The organism is Rhodoferax sp. GW821-FHT07G04, from assembly GCF_059418585.1.
Window position 1 is genome coordinate 1,271,170 of record NZ_JBWKQD010000002.1, and the last position, 11,878, is coordinate 1,283,047.

The window sequence follows — 11,878 nt, forward strand, 5'->3', positions numbered from 1 at the left end:
CCCATAGGCTGGGGCCGCCCGGGGCAGCGCCGGGTGCTAAATTGGGCATCCGCCATGGCGCAAGGCCGTGGCAGCACTGTGCACGAGGAGATACGGGGTGAGCAAGGTCAGGGTTTGGGATTTGCCGACACGGCTTTTCCATTGGAGTTTGGCGGCATGCATCATCGGCTTGATCGTCACCGGCCAGATCGGCGATTCAGCCATGGTGTGGCACTTCCGCATGGGGTACGTCGTGCTGAGCCTACTGTTGTTCCGCATGGTCTGGGGTTTCATCGGCGGGCGCTGGTCGCGCTTCGGACACTTTGTGGTGGGGCCTGCTGGCGTTCTGCGCTACCTGCGGGGACAGGGTACGGCCGCACAGTCCGTGGGGCACAACCCCTTGGGCGCTTTGTCGGTGCTGGCCATGCTGGGCTTTGCACTGCTGCAAGTGGCCACCGGCCTGTTCAGCGATGACGAAATCGCAACGACCGGCCCGCTGGCCAAGATGGCGCCCGGCCTGTGGGTGGGGCGCGCCACTTACTACCACGCCACGATTGGCAAGTATGTACTGATCACACTGGTGCTGCTGCACATTGCAGCACTGATTTTCTACCGCCTGCGCCACAAAAAGAAGCTGGTGCAGGCCATGGTGCTGGGGGACAAAGACATGGACCAGGCTTTTGAAAGCGCCCGCGACGATGGCCGCTCTCGGGGCCTGGCTCTGGTGGTGTTCGCGGTATGCGCCGCACTGGTTACGGGATTGGTGCAATGGGCGGGTTGAACACAACGCCGGCCGGCTTGATGACGCCCGTGTCGGCCATCACCCCCGCCAACGCCCCGGACCAATTGCAGGCCGCGCGCCAGCTCTTCCAGGAGTACGCACGTTCGCTGAACGTGGACTTGTGTTTCCAGAATTTTGATTTGGAACTGCAGAATCTGCCAGGCGAGTACGCGGCACCGCGCGGCACCCTGCTGGTGGCCACGGTGGATGGCGAATGGGCGGGCTGTTGCGCGATGCGTCCGCTGGATGCCGTGGACTACCCCAATGCCTGCGAGATGAAGCGCCTCTATGTGCGCCCGGCCTACCGGGGCTTGGGGCTGGGCCGCATGCTGGTCGAAACCACACTGGAGGCTGCGCGCCTGGCGGCCTATGACTGCATCCTGCTGGATACGCTGGACGACATGGAGGCGGCACGCGCGCTGTACCAGGAGTTGGGCTTTGAGGAGGTCCCGCCCTATTACTTCAGCCCCATCGCCGGCGCCCACTACCTGAAGGCCGATTTGTAGAAGCCAAAAACCCGGCCACCGGTATGAACCGATGGCCGGGTTTTACAAAGCTGGGGCTGAGGATCAGGCCTTGGCTTGCGCGAGCAGTGTCGCTGCGTCGCTGACTTCAAATTTTCCGGGGCCTTCGATGTTCAGCGAAGCCACCTTGCCATCCTTGACCAGCATGGAGTAGCGGTTGCTGCGCAGGCCCATGCCCTTGGATGTCAGGTCCAGCGTCAGGCCCGTGGCCTGTGCAAACGCGGCGCTGCCATCGGCCAGCATGCGGACCTTGCCAGCTGTCTTCTGGTCGCGTGCCCATGCACCCATGACGAAGGCGTCGTTGACGCTCAGGCACCAGATTTCATCGACGCCAGCGGCCTTGAAGGCATCCACATTTTCCACATAGCCGGGAACATGCTTGGCCGAGCAGGTCGGCGTGAAGGCACCTGGCAGCGCAAACAGCGCAATGGTCTTGCCCGCGGTGGCCTTGGTCACGTCTACGGGGTTGGGGCCGATGCTGCAGCCTTCGCCCTCGACTTCCGAGAACTCCATCAGGGTGGTTGCGGGAAGGGTGTCGCCTACTTTGATCATGCTTGTTTGCTCCTAGCTAGTTGGGGTTGTTGGAAATGGTTTGCACAAATGCAAACGGCCCACGATTGTGGGCCGTTGCGGGGTAGCCTGTTGGCCTAAAGAGCAAGCCCTTTAGACTTCGATGGCCTTTTGCACCAAGCGGGTCGCAACCCAGTTCTTGGTCTTGGAGATAGGCTTGCTTTCCGTGATCTCGATCACGTCACCCATGTGGTACTCACCCTTTTCGTCGTGGGCGTGATACTTGCTGGACTTGCCAACGATCTTGCCATAGAGCTCGTGCTTGACACGGCGCTCGATCAGCACGGTCACTGTCTTGGCACGCTTGTCGCTGACCACCTTGCCAATCAAGGTGCGCTTGAGGGATTTTTTAGCTTCCGTCATTTATCGCTCCTTATTTGGCGGACTTGTCAGCGGCTTGCTTCTCGACAAGAATGGTCTTGGCGCGAGCAATGTCACGGCGCGCAGTGCGGATCGTGGCTGTGTTGGTGAGTTGTTGCGTGGCTTTTTGCATACGCAGGCCAAAGTGGGCTTTTTGCAGCGCTTTGACTTCCGTCTTCAGACCATCAACGTCTTTTTTGCGCAGTTCAGTAGCTTTCGTCATTTCGATTTCTCCTGAATTACTGGCCAATCATGCGGGCCACGAAGGTGGTACGCAAAGGCAGCTTGGCCGCAGCCAAACGGAATGCCTCGCGTGCCAGCTCTTCAGGCACACCGACGATTTCAAAAACGATCTTACCGGGCTGGATTTCAGCCACGTAGTACTCGGGGTTACCTTTACCGTTACCCATACGCACTTCAGCAGGCTTTTGGGAGATCGGCTTGTCAGGGAACACGCGAATCCAGATACGACCACCACGCTTGACGTGACGCGAAATGGCACGGCGTGCCGCTTCGATCTGGCGAGCCGTCAGACGGCCGCGGTCAGTACATTTCAGACCAAAGTCACCGAATGCGACCGAGCTGCCTCGTGTCGCGATGCCGGTGTTACGGCCCTTCTGCTCTTTGCGGTATTTCCGGCGAGCGGGTTGCAACATAGTTATTCTCCTTTACCGTCTGCTGCTGCAGCAGGCGCGGCGACTTTGCGAACGCGCTTAACGGCGGGTTTAGCTTCGGCTCCAGAGCCTTCAGCGGGTTTGTCGCTGCCATCGGCAGGCGCGGCATTGCTACCGGCCGGGCGACGTGCACCGCGGGGAGCGGGGCGGTCACCATCGCGGCGTGGACCACGTGGACGACGCTCTTCTTCAGCGCGGGGCTCAACGGCGGCCGGCAGGTCGTTACGACCCAACGTATCACCCTTGTAGACCCAGACCTTGACACCAATGATGCCGTAGGTGGTCTTGGCTTCGGAAGTACCGTAGTCGATGTCAGCACGCAGTGTGTGCAGTGGCACGCGGCCTTCGCGGTACCACTCGGTACGGGCGATTTCAATGCCGTTCAGACGACCGGACGACATGATCTTGATGCCCAGGGCACCCAGACGCATGGCGTTTTGCATGGCGCGCTTCATGGCACGGCGGAACATGATCCGCTTTTCCAATTGCTGCGTAATGCTGTCGGCGATCAGCTTGGCATCGATTTCGGGCTTGCGCACTTCTTCGATGTTCACGGCCACAGGCACGCCGAGCTGCTTGCCCAGATCGCGCTTGAGGTTTTCGATGTCTTCGCCCTTCTTGCCGATCACCACGCCCGGACGTGCCGAGAAAATGGTGATGCGTGCGTTCTTGGCAGGACGCTCGATCAAGATGCGCGAAACCGAAGCGTTCTTCAGCTTGGCCTTGAGGTATTCACGGACCTTGATGTCTTCGGCCAGCATGCCGGCGAAATCACGGTTGCTGGCGTACCAGCGTGAAGACCAGTTGCGGCTAATCGCCAAGCGAAAGCCGGTTGGGTGGATTTTTTGTCCCATATCTTCCAGGCCTCTATCAGTTACCAACCGTCACGTACACGTGGCACGTGGGTTTGCGAATTTGGTTACCGCGGCCTTTGGCGCGGGCCGTGAAGCGACGCAACGAAGCACCTTGCTCGACGTAGATGGTCTTGACCTTCAACTCGTCGATATCGGCACCGTCATTGTGCTCAGCATTGGCAATGGCGGACTCCAGAACCTTCTTGATGATCACAGCAGCTTTTTTCTGTGTGAATTGCAAGATGTTCAGGGCTTGGTCCACTTTCTTGCCGCGGATCAGATCCGCGACCAGACGGCCTTTGTCCACAGACAAACGCACGCCGCGGAGGGTTGCACGTGTTTCCATGGTCACTCCTTATTTCTTCTGGACTTTTTTGTCCGCAGGGTGACCCTTGAAAGTACGTGTGAGCGCGAACTCACCCAACTTGTGGCCAACCATTTGGTCAGTGATATAGACGGGCACGTGCTGCTTGCCGTTGTGCACAGCAATGGTCAAGCCGATGAAATCGGGCAGGATCATGGAGCGACGCGACCAGGTCTTGATCGGCTTCTTGTCCTTGGTTGCCACGGCCTTTTCGGTCTTGGCTACCAGGTGGTGGTCAACAAAGGGACCTTTTTTCAGAGAACGAGTCATTTACCTACCCCTTACTTCTTGCGACGCGACACGATCATGACCTGCGTGCGCTTGTTGTTACGGGTACGGTAGCCCTTGGTCAGATTACCCCAAGGATCGACTGCGTGACGGCCTTCGCCAGTCTTGCCTTCACCACCACCGTGCGGGTGGTCGACCGGGTTCATCACCACACCGCGAACGGTCGGGCGAATACCCATCCAGCGCTTGACACCGGCTTTACCCAGTTGACGCAGGCTGTGCTCTTCATTGGCCACTTGGCCAATGGTTGCGCGGCAGTCGATGTGGATCTTGCGAACTTCACCGGAGCGGACGCGAACCTGGGCGTAGGTGCCTTCACGGGCCAGCAGCGTGGCAGATGTACCCGCAGAGCGGATGATCTGAGCGCCCTTGCCGACTTGCAACTCGACACAGTGGATGATGGAACCCACGGGGATGTTGCGGATAGGCAGCGTGTTGCCCACACGGATGGGAGCCTCGGAACCATTCATGATGGTCGCGCCGACTTCCAGACCGCGGGGAGCGATGATGTACTTGCGCTCGCCGTCGGCGTAGCACACCAGAGCGATGTGCGCGGAACGGTTAGGGTCGTACTCGATGCGCTCAACCTTGGCAGGAATAGCGTCCTTGTTGCGAACGAAATCGACAACGCGGTAGTGGTGCTTATGACCACCGCCCTTGTGGCGAGTCGTAATGTGGCCGTTGTTGTTACGACCGGCTTGCTGGAATTGTGGTTCCAGCAAGGCAGCGTGGGGCGCACCCTTGTACAGGTGGTCACGCGAAATCTTCACCACGCCACGACGGCCTGGAGAAGTTGGTTTCATTTTGATAACAGCCATGATTACGCAGCCTCCCCGCCGAGGTTCAGCTCTTGACCGGGTTTCAGGGTCACATAGGCTTTGCGAACATTGTCGCGACGGCCGACAGACTTGCCAAAACGCTTGGTCTTGCCTTTGGTGTTCACCACAGAAACGCCTTTAACCTCGACTTTGAACATCAATTCCACAGCGGCCTTGATTTCATACTTGGTAGCGTCTTGCAGCACTTTGAAGGTCACCGCATTGCTCTTCTCAGCCACCATGGTTGCCTTTTCAGACACGATGGGAGCGACGAGCACTTGCATCAGACGGCCTTCGTCGAATTTGCTCAGATTGGGACCGTGGCTCATGCGAACATCTCCTTGAGTTTGTCCATGGCGGCCTTGGTCACCAGCACCTTGCGGTAGTGGACCAGCGACAGCGGATCAGCGTAACGGGGTTCCACCACCAGGATGTTGACCAGATTGCGCGATGCCAGGTACAGGTTTTCGTCGACTTCGTCGGCGATCACCAGCACGGATTCCAGGTTCATGGCCTTGAACTTTGCAGCCAGGGCCTTGGTCTTGGGGGAGTCAACCTTCAGCGAATCAACCACAGCCAGACGGCCTTCACGGGCCAGCTGGGAGAAGATGGAGGCCATACCGGCGCGGTACATCTTCTTGTTGATTTTTTGCGCGAAGTTTTCGTCGGGCATATTCGGGAATATGCGGCCGCCTCCGCGCCACAGTGGCGAGGAAGTCATACCGGCACGGGCGCGGCCCGTTCCCTTTTGCTTGAACGGCTTCTTGGTCGAGTGCTTGACCTGCTCGCGGTCCTTCTGGGCGCGTGTGCCTTGACGGGCATTGGCCTGGAAAGCAACCACGACCTGGTGCACCAGATCTTCGTTGTAAGCGCGGCCAAACACAGTCTCAGGGGCTTCGTACTTGGACGTAGCCTGGCCTTGGTCGTTTAGGAGTTCGAGCTGCATCAGTTCGCTCCCTTCGCGGCTTCAGATTTTGCTTTGACAGCAGGACGCACAGAGACAAATCCACCAGCAGATCCAGGGATAGCACCCTTGATCAACAACAGCTGGCGTGCTTCGTCAATGCGGAAAATATCGAGGTTTTGCGTAGTAACCAAATCATCACCCAGATGACCTGTCATGCGCTTACCAGGAAACACGCGACCGGGATCTTGGGCCATACCAATGGAGCCGGGCACGTTGTGCGAACGGCTGTTACCGTGCGACGCGCGCTGCGAAGCCATGTGGTGGCGCTTGATGGTACCGGCGTAGCCCTTACCGATGGTCGTGCCTTGCACGTCCACCTTTTGACCGACGGCAAACACGTCAGCAACAGGCACGGTTGCGCCTGCAGCGTATTTGGCCGCTGCGTCAGCGGTTACACGGAATTCCTGGATGATTTCACCGGCTTCAACACCTGCTTTGGCAAGGTGGCCAGCGATGGGCTTGGTCACACGCGAAGCTTTGCGTGCACCGAACGTTACCTGCAAGGCAACGTAGCCGTCGTTCTCCTGGGTTTTCACCTGTGTCACACGGTTGTTGGACACATCTACCACCGTAACAGGAACAGCGTCCCCGTCGTCGGTGAATAGGCGCATCATGCCAACCTTGCGACCCAGCAACCCTAAGTGATTGCTAAGACTCATTGTTTTCTCCGTAACCCCCACCGTTGCAACTTCAATTGGCTACAACGTTTTTGCGTGGGAGACTGTTAATAAAACCCACTCAGAAAGGCATATGCCTCTCCAAGAGAGCCTGCGAGTATAACCCGCATCCGATTTTGACGCAAGCCCAGGCAAACGCCCGGGCTTGGGGGTCAAATTATTGCAACTTGATTTCGACGTCCACGCCGGCGGGCAGGTCGAGCTTCATCAGCGCGTCAACCGTCTTGTCTGTGGGATCAACGATGTCCATCAGACGCTGGTGCGTGCGGATTTCGAACTGGTCGCGGCTGGCCTTGTTCACGTGGGGCGAACGCAGGATGTCGAAACGCTTCATGCGGGTTGGCAGGGGCACGGGGCCCTTGACAATCGCGCCGGTACGCTTGGCGGTATCCACAATCTCAGCGGCCGATTGGTCGATGAGCTTGTAGTCAAACGCCTTCAGGCGGATACGGATCTTTTGCTTGGTAGCCATGGTGTTGATTCCTTGTGCTTAAGCGAAGATCTTGGCAACCACACCGGCGCCCACGGTACGACCGCCTTCGCGGATCGCGAAGCGCAGGCCTTCTTCCATGGCGATGGGGTTGATCAGCTTGACGGTGATGGAGACGTTGTCGCCAGGCATCACCATTTCCTTGCCTTCGGGCAACTCGATCGCACCGGTCACGTCCGTTGTACGGAAGTAGAACTGGGGACGGTAGTTGTTGAAGAAAGGTGTGTGGCGGCCGCCTTCGTCCTTGGACAAAACGTAGATTTCGCCGGTGAAGTGGGTGTGGGGCTTGATGGAGCCGGGCTTGCACAGCACTTGGCCGCGCTGCACGTCTTCACGCTTGGTACCACGCAACAGGATACCGACGTTGTCGCCAGCCTGGCCTTGGTCCAGCAGCTTGCGGAACATTTCCACGCCGGTGCAGGTTGTCTTTTGGGTGTCAGCGATACCGACGATTTCGATTTCTTCGCCGACCTTGACCACGCCGCGCTCGACACGGCCAGTCACCACGGTACCACGGCCGGAGATGGAGAACACGTCTTCCACGGGCATCAGGAAGGTGCCGTCGACTGCGCGCTCGGGGGTGGGGATGTAGCTGTCCAGGGCGTCGGCCAGTTTCATGATGGCTTCTTCACCCAAAGCACCCTTGTCGCCTTCCATGGCGAGCTTGGCGGAGCCGTGGATGATGGGGGTGTCATCACCGGGGAAGTCGTACTTGGAGAGCAGTTCGCGCACTTCCATTTCGACCAATTCCAGCAGTTCCTTGTCGTCGACCATGTCGCATTTGTTCAGGAACACGAGGATGTAGGGCACGCCAACCTGGCGAGCCAACAGGATGTGTTCGCGGGTCTGGGGCATGGGACCGTCCGCTGCGGAGCAGACCAGGATAGCGCCATCCATCTGGGCAGCGCCGGTGATCATGTTCTTCACATAGTCGGCGTGGCCAGGGCAGTCCACGTGGGCGTAGTGGCGGTTGGCCGTTTCGTATTCGACGTGGGCGGTGTTGATGGTAATACCGCGCGCTTTTTCTTCAGGAGCCGCGTCGATCTGGTCATAGGCCTTGGCTTGGCCGCCGAACTTGGCTGCCAGCACGGTGGTGATGGCGGCTGTCAGGGTGGTCTTGCCGTGGTCAACGTGGCCAATGGTTCCCACGTTCACGTGGGGCTTGGTACGTGTGAATTTTTCTTTTGCCATTTTTCAATTCTCCAAAGAGCAAATTCCCGTGTATTGGTTTTACGTCTGCATCCGATTGCTGATTCGCCCCGCACGGGAACAGGGCGGCACCGGATCGCAGACAAGAACTTGTTATTTAGCGCGTGCTGCCATGATGGCTTCAGACACGTTACGCGGTGCTTCTGCGTAGTGCTTGAATTCCATCGTGTAGGTGGCGCGGCCTTGCGACATGGAGCGCAGAGTCGTGGAGTAGCCGAACATTTCGGACAGCGGCACTTCGGCCTTGATGGCCTTGCCGCCACCCTGCATGTCGTCCATACCTTGGACCATACCGCGGCGGGAGGACAGATCGCCCATCACGTTACCGGCGTAGTCTTCGGGTGTTTCCACTTCCACGGCCATCATGGGTTCCAGAATCACAGGGTTGGCCTTGCGGCAGCCTTCCTTGAAACCGAAGATGGCGGCCATCTTGAACGCGTTTTCGTTCGAGTCCACGTCGTGGTACGAACCGAAAGTCAGCGTAACCTTGACGTCCACCACGGGGTAACCCGCCAGCACGCCTTGGTTCAGGGCTTCAATCACACCCTTCTCAACTGCGGGGATGTATTCGCGAGGAACCACACCGCCCTTGATGGCGTCAACGAACTCAAAGCCTTTGCCAGCTTCGTTGGGTTCGACGGTCAACACGACGTGACCGTATTGACCCTTACCACCGGACTGGCGAACGAACTTGCCTTCGACTTCGGTGACTTGCTTGCGGATCGTTTCGCGGTAGGCAACCTGGGGCTTGCCCACGTTGGCTTCGACGCCGAATTCGCGCTTCATGCGGTCAACAATAATTTCCAGGTGCAACTCGCCCTGGCCGCCAATGATGGTCTGGCCAGATTCTTCGTCGGTCTGCACGCGGAAGGATGGATCTTCTGCTGCCAGACGCGACAAAGCCAGACCCATCTTTTCCTGGTCGGCCTTGGACTTGGGTTCCACAGCCTGGCGGATCACGGAGTCAGGGAACACCATGCGCTCCAAGGTGATCACGGCATTGGGATCGCACAGGGTTTCACCGGTGGTCACGTCCTTCAGACCCACACAAGCAGCGATGTCGCCGGCGCGGATTTCGTCGACTTCTTCACGGTTGTTGGCGTGCATCTGCACGATACGGCCGATACGCTCTTTCTTGCCACGGACCGCGTTGTAAACAGTGTCGCCCTTCTTCAGCACGCCGGCGTACACGCGCACGAACGTCAGCTGACCCACGAACGGATCGGTCATCAACTTGAATGCCAAGGCAGCAAACTTTTCGTTGTCGTCGGCCTTGCGGGTGATTTCCTTTTCGTCTTCGTCAAAGCCCTTGATGGCCTTCACGTCCAGAGGAGAGGGCATCAGTTCAATCACGGCGTCCAGCATGCGCTGCACGCCCTTGTTCTTGAATGCAGTACCGCACAGCATGGGCTGGATTTCGCCAGCAATGGTACGACTACGCAGACCGGAAGTGATTTCTTCTTCGGTCAAGTCACCTTCTTCCAGGTACTTGTTCATCAACTCTTCAGAGGCTTCAGCAGCGGCTTCCACCATCTTTTCGCGCCACTCTTTGGCGGTTTCCACCAGGTCAGCGGGAATGTCACCAAAGGTGAACTTCATGCCTTGGGAGGCTTCGTCCCAGATGATGGCCTTCATCTTGCGCAGATCGACCACGCCGGTGAAGTTTTCTTCAGCGCCGATGGGGATCACGATGGGCACGGGGTTGGCCTTCAGGCGCAGCTTCATCTGGTCCACGACCTTGAAGAAGTTGGCACCGGTACGGTCCATCTTGTTCACAAATGCCAGACGGGGCACCTTGTACTTGTTAGCCTGACGCCACACGGTTTCAGACTGGGGCTGCACGCCGCCCACGGCGCAGTAAACCATGCAAGCGCCGTCCAGCACGCGCATGGAACGCTCCACTTCAATCGTGAAGTCCACGTGTCCGGGGGTGTCAATGATGTTGATGCGGTGCTCGGGGAAGGAGGTGTCCATACCCTTCCAGAAGCAGGTTGTTGCAGCAGAGGTGATCGTGATACCACGCTCTTGCTCTTGCTCCATCCAGTCCATGGTAGCCGCGCCATCGTGCACTTCACCAATCTTGTGGTTCACGCCGGTGTAAAAAAGAATACGCTCGGTGGTTGTGGTTTTACCAGCGTCGATGTGAGCCGAGATACCGATGTTGCGGTAGCGCTCAATGGGGGTAGTGCGGGCCATGATGGATCCTTGGGTTATTCGATGTAATCAGTAGGACAGGCTGCAGACCCCAAAGGGGCACTGCAGCCTGGCGGGCGCAGGCTTTGCGGGCCTGGCGCCGATTCCGGTTTTTAGAAGCGGAAGTGCGAGAAAGCCTTGTTGGCTTCAGCCATGCGGTGAACTTCGTCACGCTTTTTCATGGCGCCGCCGCGGCCTTCGGTGGCCTCCAGCAGCTCGTTGGCCAGGCGTTGGGCCATGGACTTTTCACCGCGCTTGCGAGCAGCTTCCTTGATCCAGCGCATGGACAAAGCCAGGCGGCGGACAGGGCGCACTTCAACAGGCACCTGGTAGTTGGCACCACCCACGCGGCGGGATTTCACTTCCACCATGGGTTTCACATTGTTGATGGCAACCGTGAAAGCCTCGAGCGGGTCTTTATCGGGGTGCTTCTTTTCGATCAGTTCCAGCGCGCCATAAATGATGCGCTCAGCGATCGCCTTCTTGCCGCCTTCCATGATCACGTTCATGAATTTGGACAGCTCTACATTGCCGAACTTGGGATCCGGCAGAATTTCACGTTTAGGGACTTCGCGACGACGTGGCATTTTTCACCTCTTTGCTTCAGTTGGCGCCTTTGCAGACACCGCGAGAGTTATTCAATAAGACTCTCACTTACTCGACCCAAACAGCGGGTCACTTCGTTCATCCACCGCGCCACGCGGCAAACAAACACCTTTTAATTTGCAGAAAACAGGGCTTATTTAGCCTTTGGCTTCTTGGCACCGTACTTGGAGCGTGACTGCTTGCGGTCTTTCACGCCTTGCAAATCGAGCGAACCGCGGACGATGTGGTAACGCACACCGGGCAAATCCTTGACACGACCGCCGCGAACCAGCACCACGCTGTGTTCCTGCAGGTTGTGGCCTTCACCGCCGATGTAGGAGATCACCTCAAAACCGTTGGTCAAGCGCACTTTGGCAACTTTACGCAGAGCGGAATTAGGCTTTTTAGGCGTTGTGGTGTACACACGGGTGCACACACCGCGACGCTGCGGAGAGTTCTGCATAGCAGGGCTCTTCGACTTGATGGTCTCGACCTCACGGCCTTGACGCACGAGTTGGTTAATGGTTGGCATTTAAAAAACGTCC

Annotated in this window: 18 protein-coding genes; 2 read left to right on the forward strand and 16 right to left on the reverse strand. The window is 58.0% G+C overall.

Annotated elements, in window-relative coordinates; genetic code table 11:
* The first annotated feature begins 97 nt into the window (after nucleotides 1-97).
* Both AC07OO_RS15075 and AC07OO_RS15080 read left to right on the forward strand, forming a co-directional pair.
* Nucleotides 98-760, forward strand: a complete 663-nt coding sequence (locus AC07OO_RS15075; protein WP_495082907.1) for a cytochrome b/b6 domain-containing protein — start codon at nucleotides 98-100, stop codon at nucleotides 758-760.
* 20 nt (nucleotides 761-780) lie between these two features.
* Nucleotides 781-1,266 carry a GNAT family N-acetyltransferase gene (locus tag AC07OO_RS15080; protein ID WP_495083362.1) on the forward strand — a complete coding sequence of 162 codons (486 nt, stop codon included), beginning with the start codon at nucleotides 781-783 and terminating at the stop codon, nucleotides 1,264-1,266.
* A gap of 63 nt (nucleotides 1,267-1,329) precedes the next feature.
* Here the strand turns inward: AC07OO_RS15080 and AC07OO_RS15085 are convergent, their stop codons facing one another.
* The 16 genes from AC07OO_RS15085 to rpsL all read right to left on the reverse strand — a co-directional run bounded on the left by AC07OO_RS15085 (nucleotide 1,330) and on the right by rpsL (nucleotide 11,865).
* The gene (locus AC07OO_RS15085) at nucleotides 1,330-1,836 is read right to left on the reverse strand and encodes a peroxiredoxin (protein ID WP_495082908.1); all 507 of its coding nucleotides are present in this window, start codon (nucleotides 1,834-1,836) and stop codon (nucleotides 1,330-1,332) included.
* Between the two features lie 111 nt (nucleotides 1,837-1,947).
* The gene (gene rpsQ, locus AC07OO_RS15090) at nucleotides 1,948-2,217 is read right to left on the reverse strand and encodes a 30S ribosomal protein S17 (protein WP_495082909.1); all 270 of its coding nucleotides are present in this window, start codon (nucleotides 2,215-2,217) and stop codon (nucleotides 1,948-1,950) included.
* A 10-nt stretch (nucleotides 2,218-2,227) separates the two neighbouring features.
* Nucleotides 2,228-2,437: a 50S ribosomal protein L29 gene (rpmC, locus tag AC07OO_RS15095; RefSeq protein ID WP_315488306.1), complete on the reverse strand. Its 210-nt coding sequence runs from the start codon at nucleotides 2,435-2,437 to the stop codon at nucleotides 2,228-2,230.
* Between the two features lie 16 nt (nucleotides 2,438-2,453).
* Nucleotides 2,454-2,870 carry a 50S ribosomal protein L16 gene (gene rplP / locus AC07OO_RS15100; protein ID WP_029708121.1) on the reverse strand — a complete coding sequence of 139 codons (417 nt, stop codon included), beginning with the start codon at nucleotides 2,868-2,870 and terminating at the stop codon, nucleotides 2,454-2,456.
* Nucleotides 2,871-2,872: 2 nt separating this feature from the next.
* Complete coding sequence (rpsC, locus tag AC07OO_RS15105) at nucleotides 2,873-3,742, reverse strand: 30S ribosomal protein S3 (RefSeq protein WP_495082910.1); 870 nt, start codon at nucleotides 3,740-3,742, stop codon at nucleotides 2,873-2,875.
* Between the two features lie 16 nt (nucleotides 3,743-3,758).
* Entirely contained in the window at nucleotides 3,759-4,088 is a 330-nt protein-coding gene (gene rplV / locus AC07OO_RS15110; protein WP_075585605.1) for a 50S ribosomal protein L22, read from the reverse strand.
* A gap of 9 nt (nucleotides 4,089-4,097) precedes the next feature.
* Nucleotides 4,098-4,376 carry a 30S ribosomal protein S19 gene (rpsS, locus tag AC07OO_RS15115; protein WP_094476242.1) on the reverse strand — a complete coding sequence of 93 codons (279 nt, stop codon included), beginning with the start codon at nucleotides 4,374-4,376 and terminating at the stop codon, nucleotides 4,098-4,100.
* An 11-nt stretch (nucleotides 4,377-4,387) separates the two neighbouring features.
* On the reverse strand, nucleotides 4,388-5,212 hold the full coding sequence (gene rplB / locus AC07OO_RS15120) for a 50S ribosomal protein L2 (protein ID WP_495082911.1): 825 nt from the start codon (nucleotides 5,210-5,212) through the stop codon (nucleotides 4,388-4,390).
* Nucleotides 5,213-5,214: 2 nt separating this feature from the next.
* Nucleotides 5,215-5,541 carry a 50S ribosomal protein L23 gene (rplW, locus tag AC07OO_RS15125; protein WP_296698062.1) on the reverse strand — a complete coding sequence of 109 codons (327 nt, stop codon included), beginning with the start codon at nucleotides 5,539-5,541 and terminating at the stop codon, nucleotides 5,215-5,217.
* Nucleotides 5,538-6,158, reverse strand: coding sequence for a 50S ribosomal protein L4 (gene rplD, locus AC07OO_RS15130; protein WP_495082912.1), 621 nt, complete (start codon nucleotides 6,156-6,158; stop codon nucleotides 5,538-5,540). The genes rplW and rplD overlap by 4 nt, the downstream gene beginning before the upstream one ends.
* On the reverse strand, nucleotides 6,158-6,838 hold the full coding sequence (gene rplC / locus AC07OO_RS15135; protein WP_495082913.1) for a 50S ribosomal protein L3: 681 nt from the start codon (nucleotides 6,836-6,838) through the stop codon (nucleotides 6,158-6,160). Before rplC ends, rplD begins: the two co-directional genes overlap by 1 nt.
* Before the next feature lie 175 nt (nucleotides 6,839-7,013).
* A complete protein-coding gene (gene rpsJ / locus AC07OO_RS15140; RefSeq protein WP_029708110.1) occupies nucleotides 7,014-7,328 on the reverse strand; it encodes a 30S ribosomal protein S10 in 315 nt (104 codons plus the stop codon).
* Nucleotides 7,329-7,346: 18 nt separating this feature from the next.
* Nucleotides 7,347-8,537, reverse strand: a complete 1,191-nt coding sequence (tuf, locus tag AC07OO_RS15145; protein WP_495082642.1) for an elongation factor Tu — start codon at nucleotides 8,535-8,537, stop codon at nucleotides 7,347-7,349.
* Nucleotides 8,538-8,648: 111 nt separating this feature from the next.
* Nucleotides 8,649-10,751 carry an elongation factor G gene (gene fusA / locus AC07OO_RS15150; RefSeq protein ID WP_495082914.1) on the reverse strand — a complete coding sequence of 701 codons (2,103 nt, stop codon included), beginning with the start codon at nucleotides 10,749-10,751 and terminating at the stop codon, nucleotides 8,649-8,651.
* A 110-nt stretch (nucleotides 10,752-10,861) separates the two neighbouring features.
* Nucleotides 10,862-11,335, reverse strand: a complete 474-nt coding sequence (rpsG, locus tag AC07OO_RS15155) for a 30S ribosomal protein S7 (RefSeq protein WP_495082915.1) — start codon at nucleotides 11,333-11,335, stop codon at nucleotides 10,862-10,864.
* Nucleotides 11,336-11,487: 152 nt separating this feature from the next.
* The gene (gene rpsL / locus AC07OO_RS15160) at nucleotides 11,488-11,865 is read right to left on the reverse strand and encodes a 30S ribosomal protein S12 (protein ID WP_011466063.1); all 378 of its coding nucleotides are present in this window, start codon (nucleotides 11,863-11,865) and stop codon (nucleotides 11,488-11,490) included.
* Nucleotides 11,866-11,878: the final 13 nt, after the last annotated feature.

What these genes read in the sequence shown, in the direction of transcription:
- AC07OO_RS15080 (WP_495083362.1), top strand. Translation starts at nt 781, where the DNA reads ATGACGCCCGTGTCGGCCATCACCCCCGCCAACGCCCCGGACCAATTG.
- AC07OO_RS15085 (WP_495082908.1), bottom strand. Translation starts at nt 1,836, where the DNA reads ATGATCAAAGTAGGCGACACCCTTCCCGCAACCACCCTGATGGAGTTC.
- rpsQ (WP_495082909.1), bottom strand. Translation starts at nt 2,217, where the DNA reads ATGACGGAAGCTAAAAAATCCCTCAAGCGCACCTTGATTGGCAAGGTG.
- rpmC (WP_315488306.1), bottom strand. Translation starts at nt 2,437, where the DNA reads ATGACGAAAGCTACTGAACTGCGCAAAAAAGACGTTGATGGTCTGAAG.
- rplP (WP_029708121.1), bottom strand. Translation starts at nt 2,870, where the DNA reads ATGTTGCAACCCGCTCGCCGGAAATACCGCAAAGAGCAGAAGGGCCGT.
- rpsC (WP_495082910.1), bottom strand. Translation starts at nt 3,742, where the DNA reads ATGGGACAAAAAATCCACCCAACCGGCTTTCGCTTGGCGATTAGCCGC.
- rplV (WP_075585605.1), bottom strand. Translation starts at nt 4,088, where the DNA reads ATGGAAACACGTGCAACCCTCCGCGGCGTGCGTTTGTCTGTGGACAAA.
- rpsS (WP_094476242.1), bottom strand. Translation starts at nt 4,376, where the DNA reads ATGACTCGTTCTCTGAAAAAAGGTCCCTTTGTTGACCACCACCTGGTA.
- rplB (WP_495082911.1), bottom strand. Translation starts at nt 5,212, where the DNA reads ATGGCTGTTATCAAAATGAAACCAACTTCTCCAGGCCGTCGTGGCGTG.
- rplW (WP_296698062.1), bottom strand. Translation starts at nt 5,541, where the DNA reads ATGAGCCACGGTCCCAATCTGAGCAAATTCGACGAAGGCCGTCTGATG.
- rplD (WP_495082912.1), bottom strand. Translation starts at nt 6,158, where the DNA reads ATGCAGCTCGAACTCCTAAACGACCAAGGCCAGGCTACGTCCAAGTAC.
- rplC (WP_495082913.1), bottom strand. Translation starts at nt 6,838, where the DNA reads ATGAGTCTTAGCAATCACTTAGGGTTGCTGGGTCGCAAGGTTGGCATG.
- rpsJ (WP_029708110.1), bottom strand. Translation starts at nt 7,328, where the DNA reads ATGGCTACCAAGCAAAAGATCCGTATCCGCCTGAAGGCGTTTGACTAC.
- tuf (WP_495082642.1), bottom strand. Translation starts at nt 8,537, where the DNA reads ATGGCAAAAGAAAAATTCACACGTACCAAGCCCCACGTGAACGTGGGA.
- fusA (WP_495082914.1), bottom strand. Translation starts at nt 10,751, where the DNA reads ATGGCCCGCACTACCCCCATTGAGCGCTACCGCAACATCGGTATCTCG.
- rpsG (WP_495082915.1), bottom strand. Translation starts at nt 11,335, where the DNA reads ATGCCACGTCGTCGCGAAGTCCCTAAACGTGAAATTCTGCCGGATCCC.
- rpsL (WP_011466063.1), bottom strand. Translation starts at nt 11,865, where the DNA reads ATGCCAACCATTAACCAACTCGTGCGTCAAGGCCGTGAGGTCGAGACC.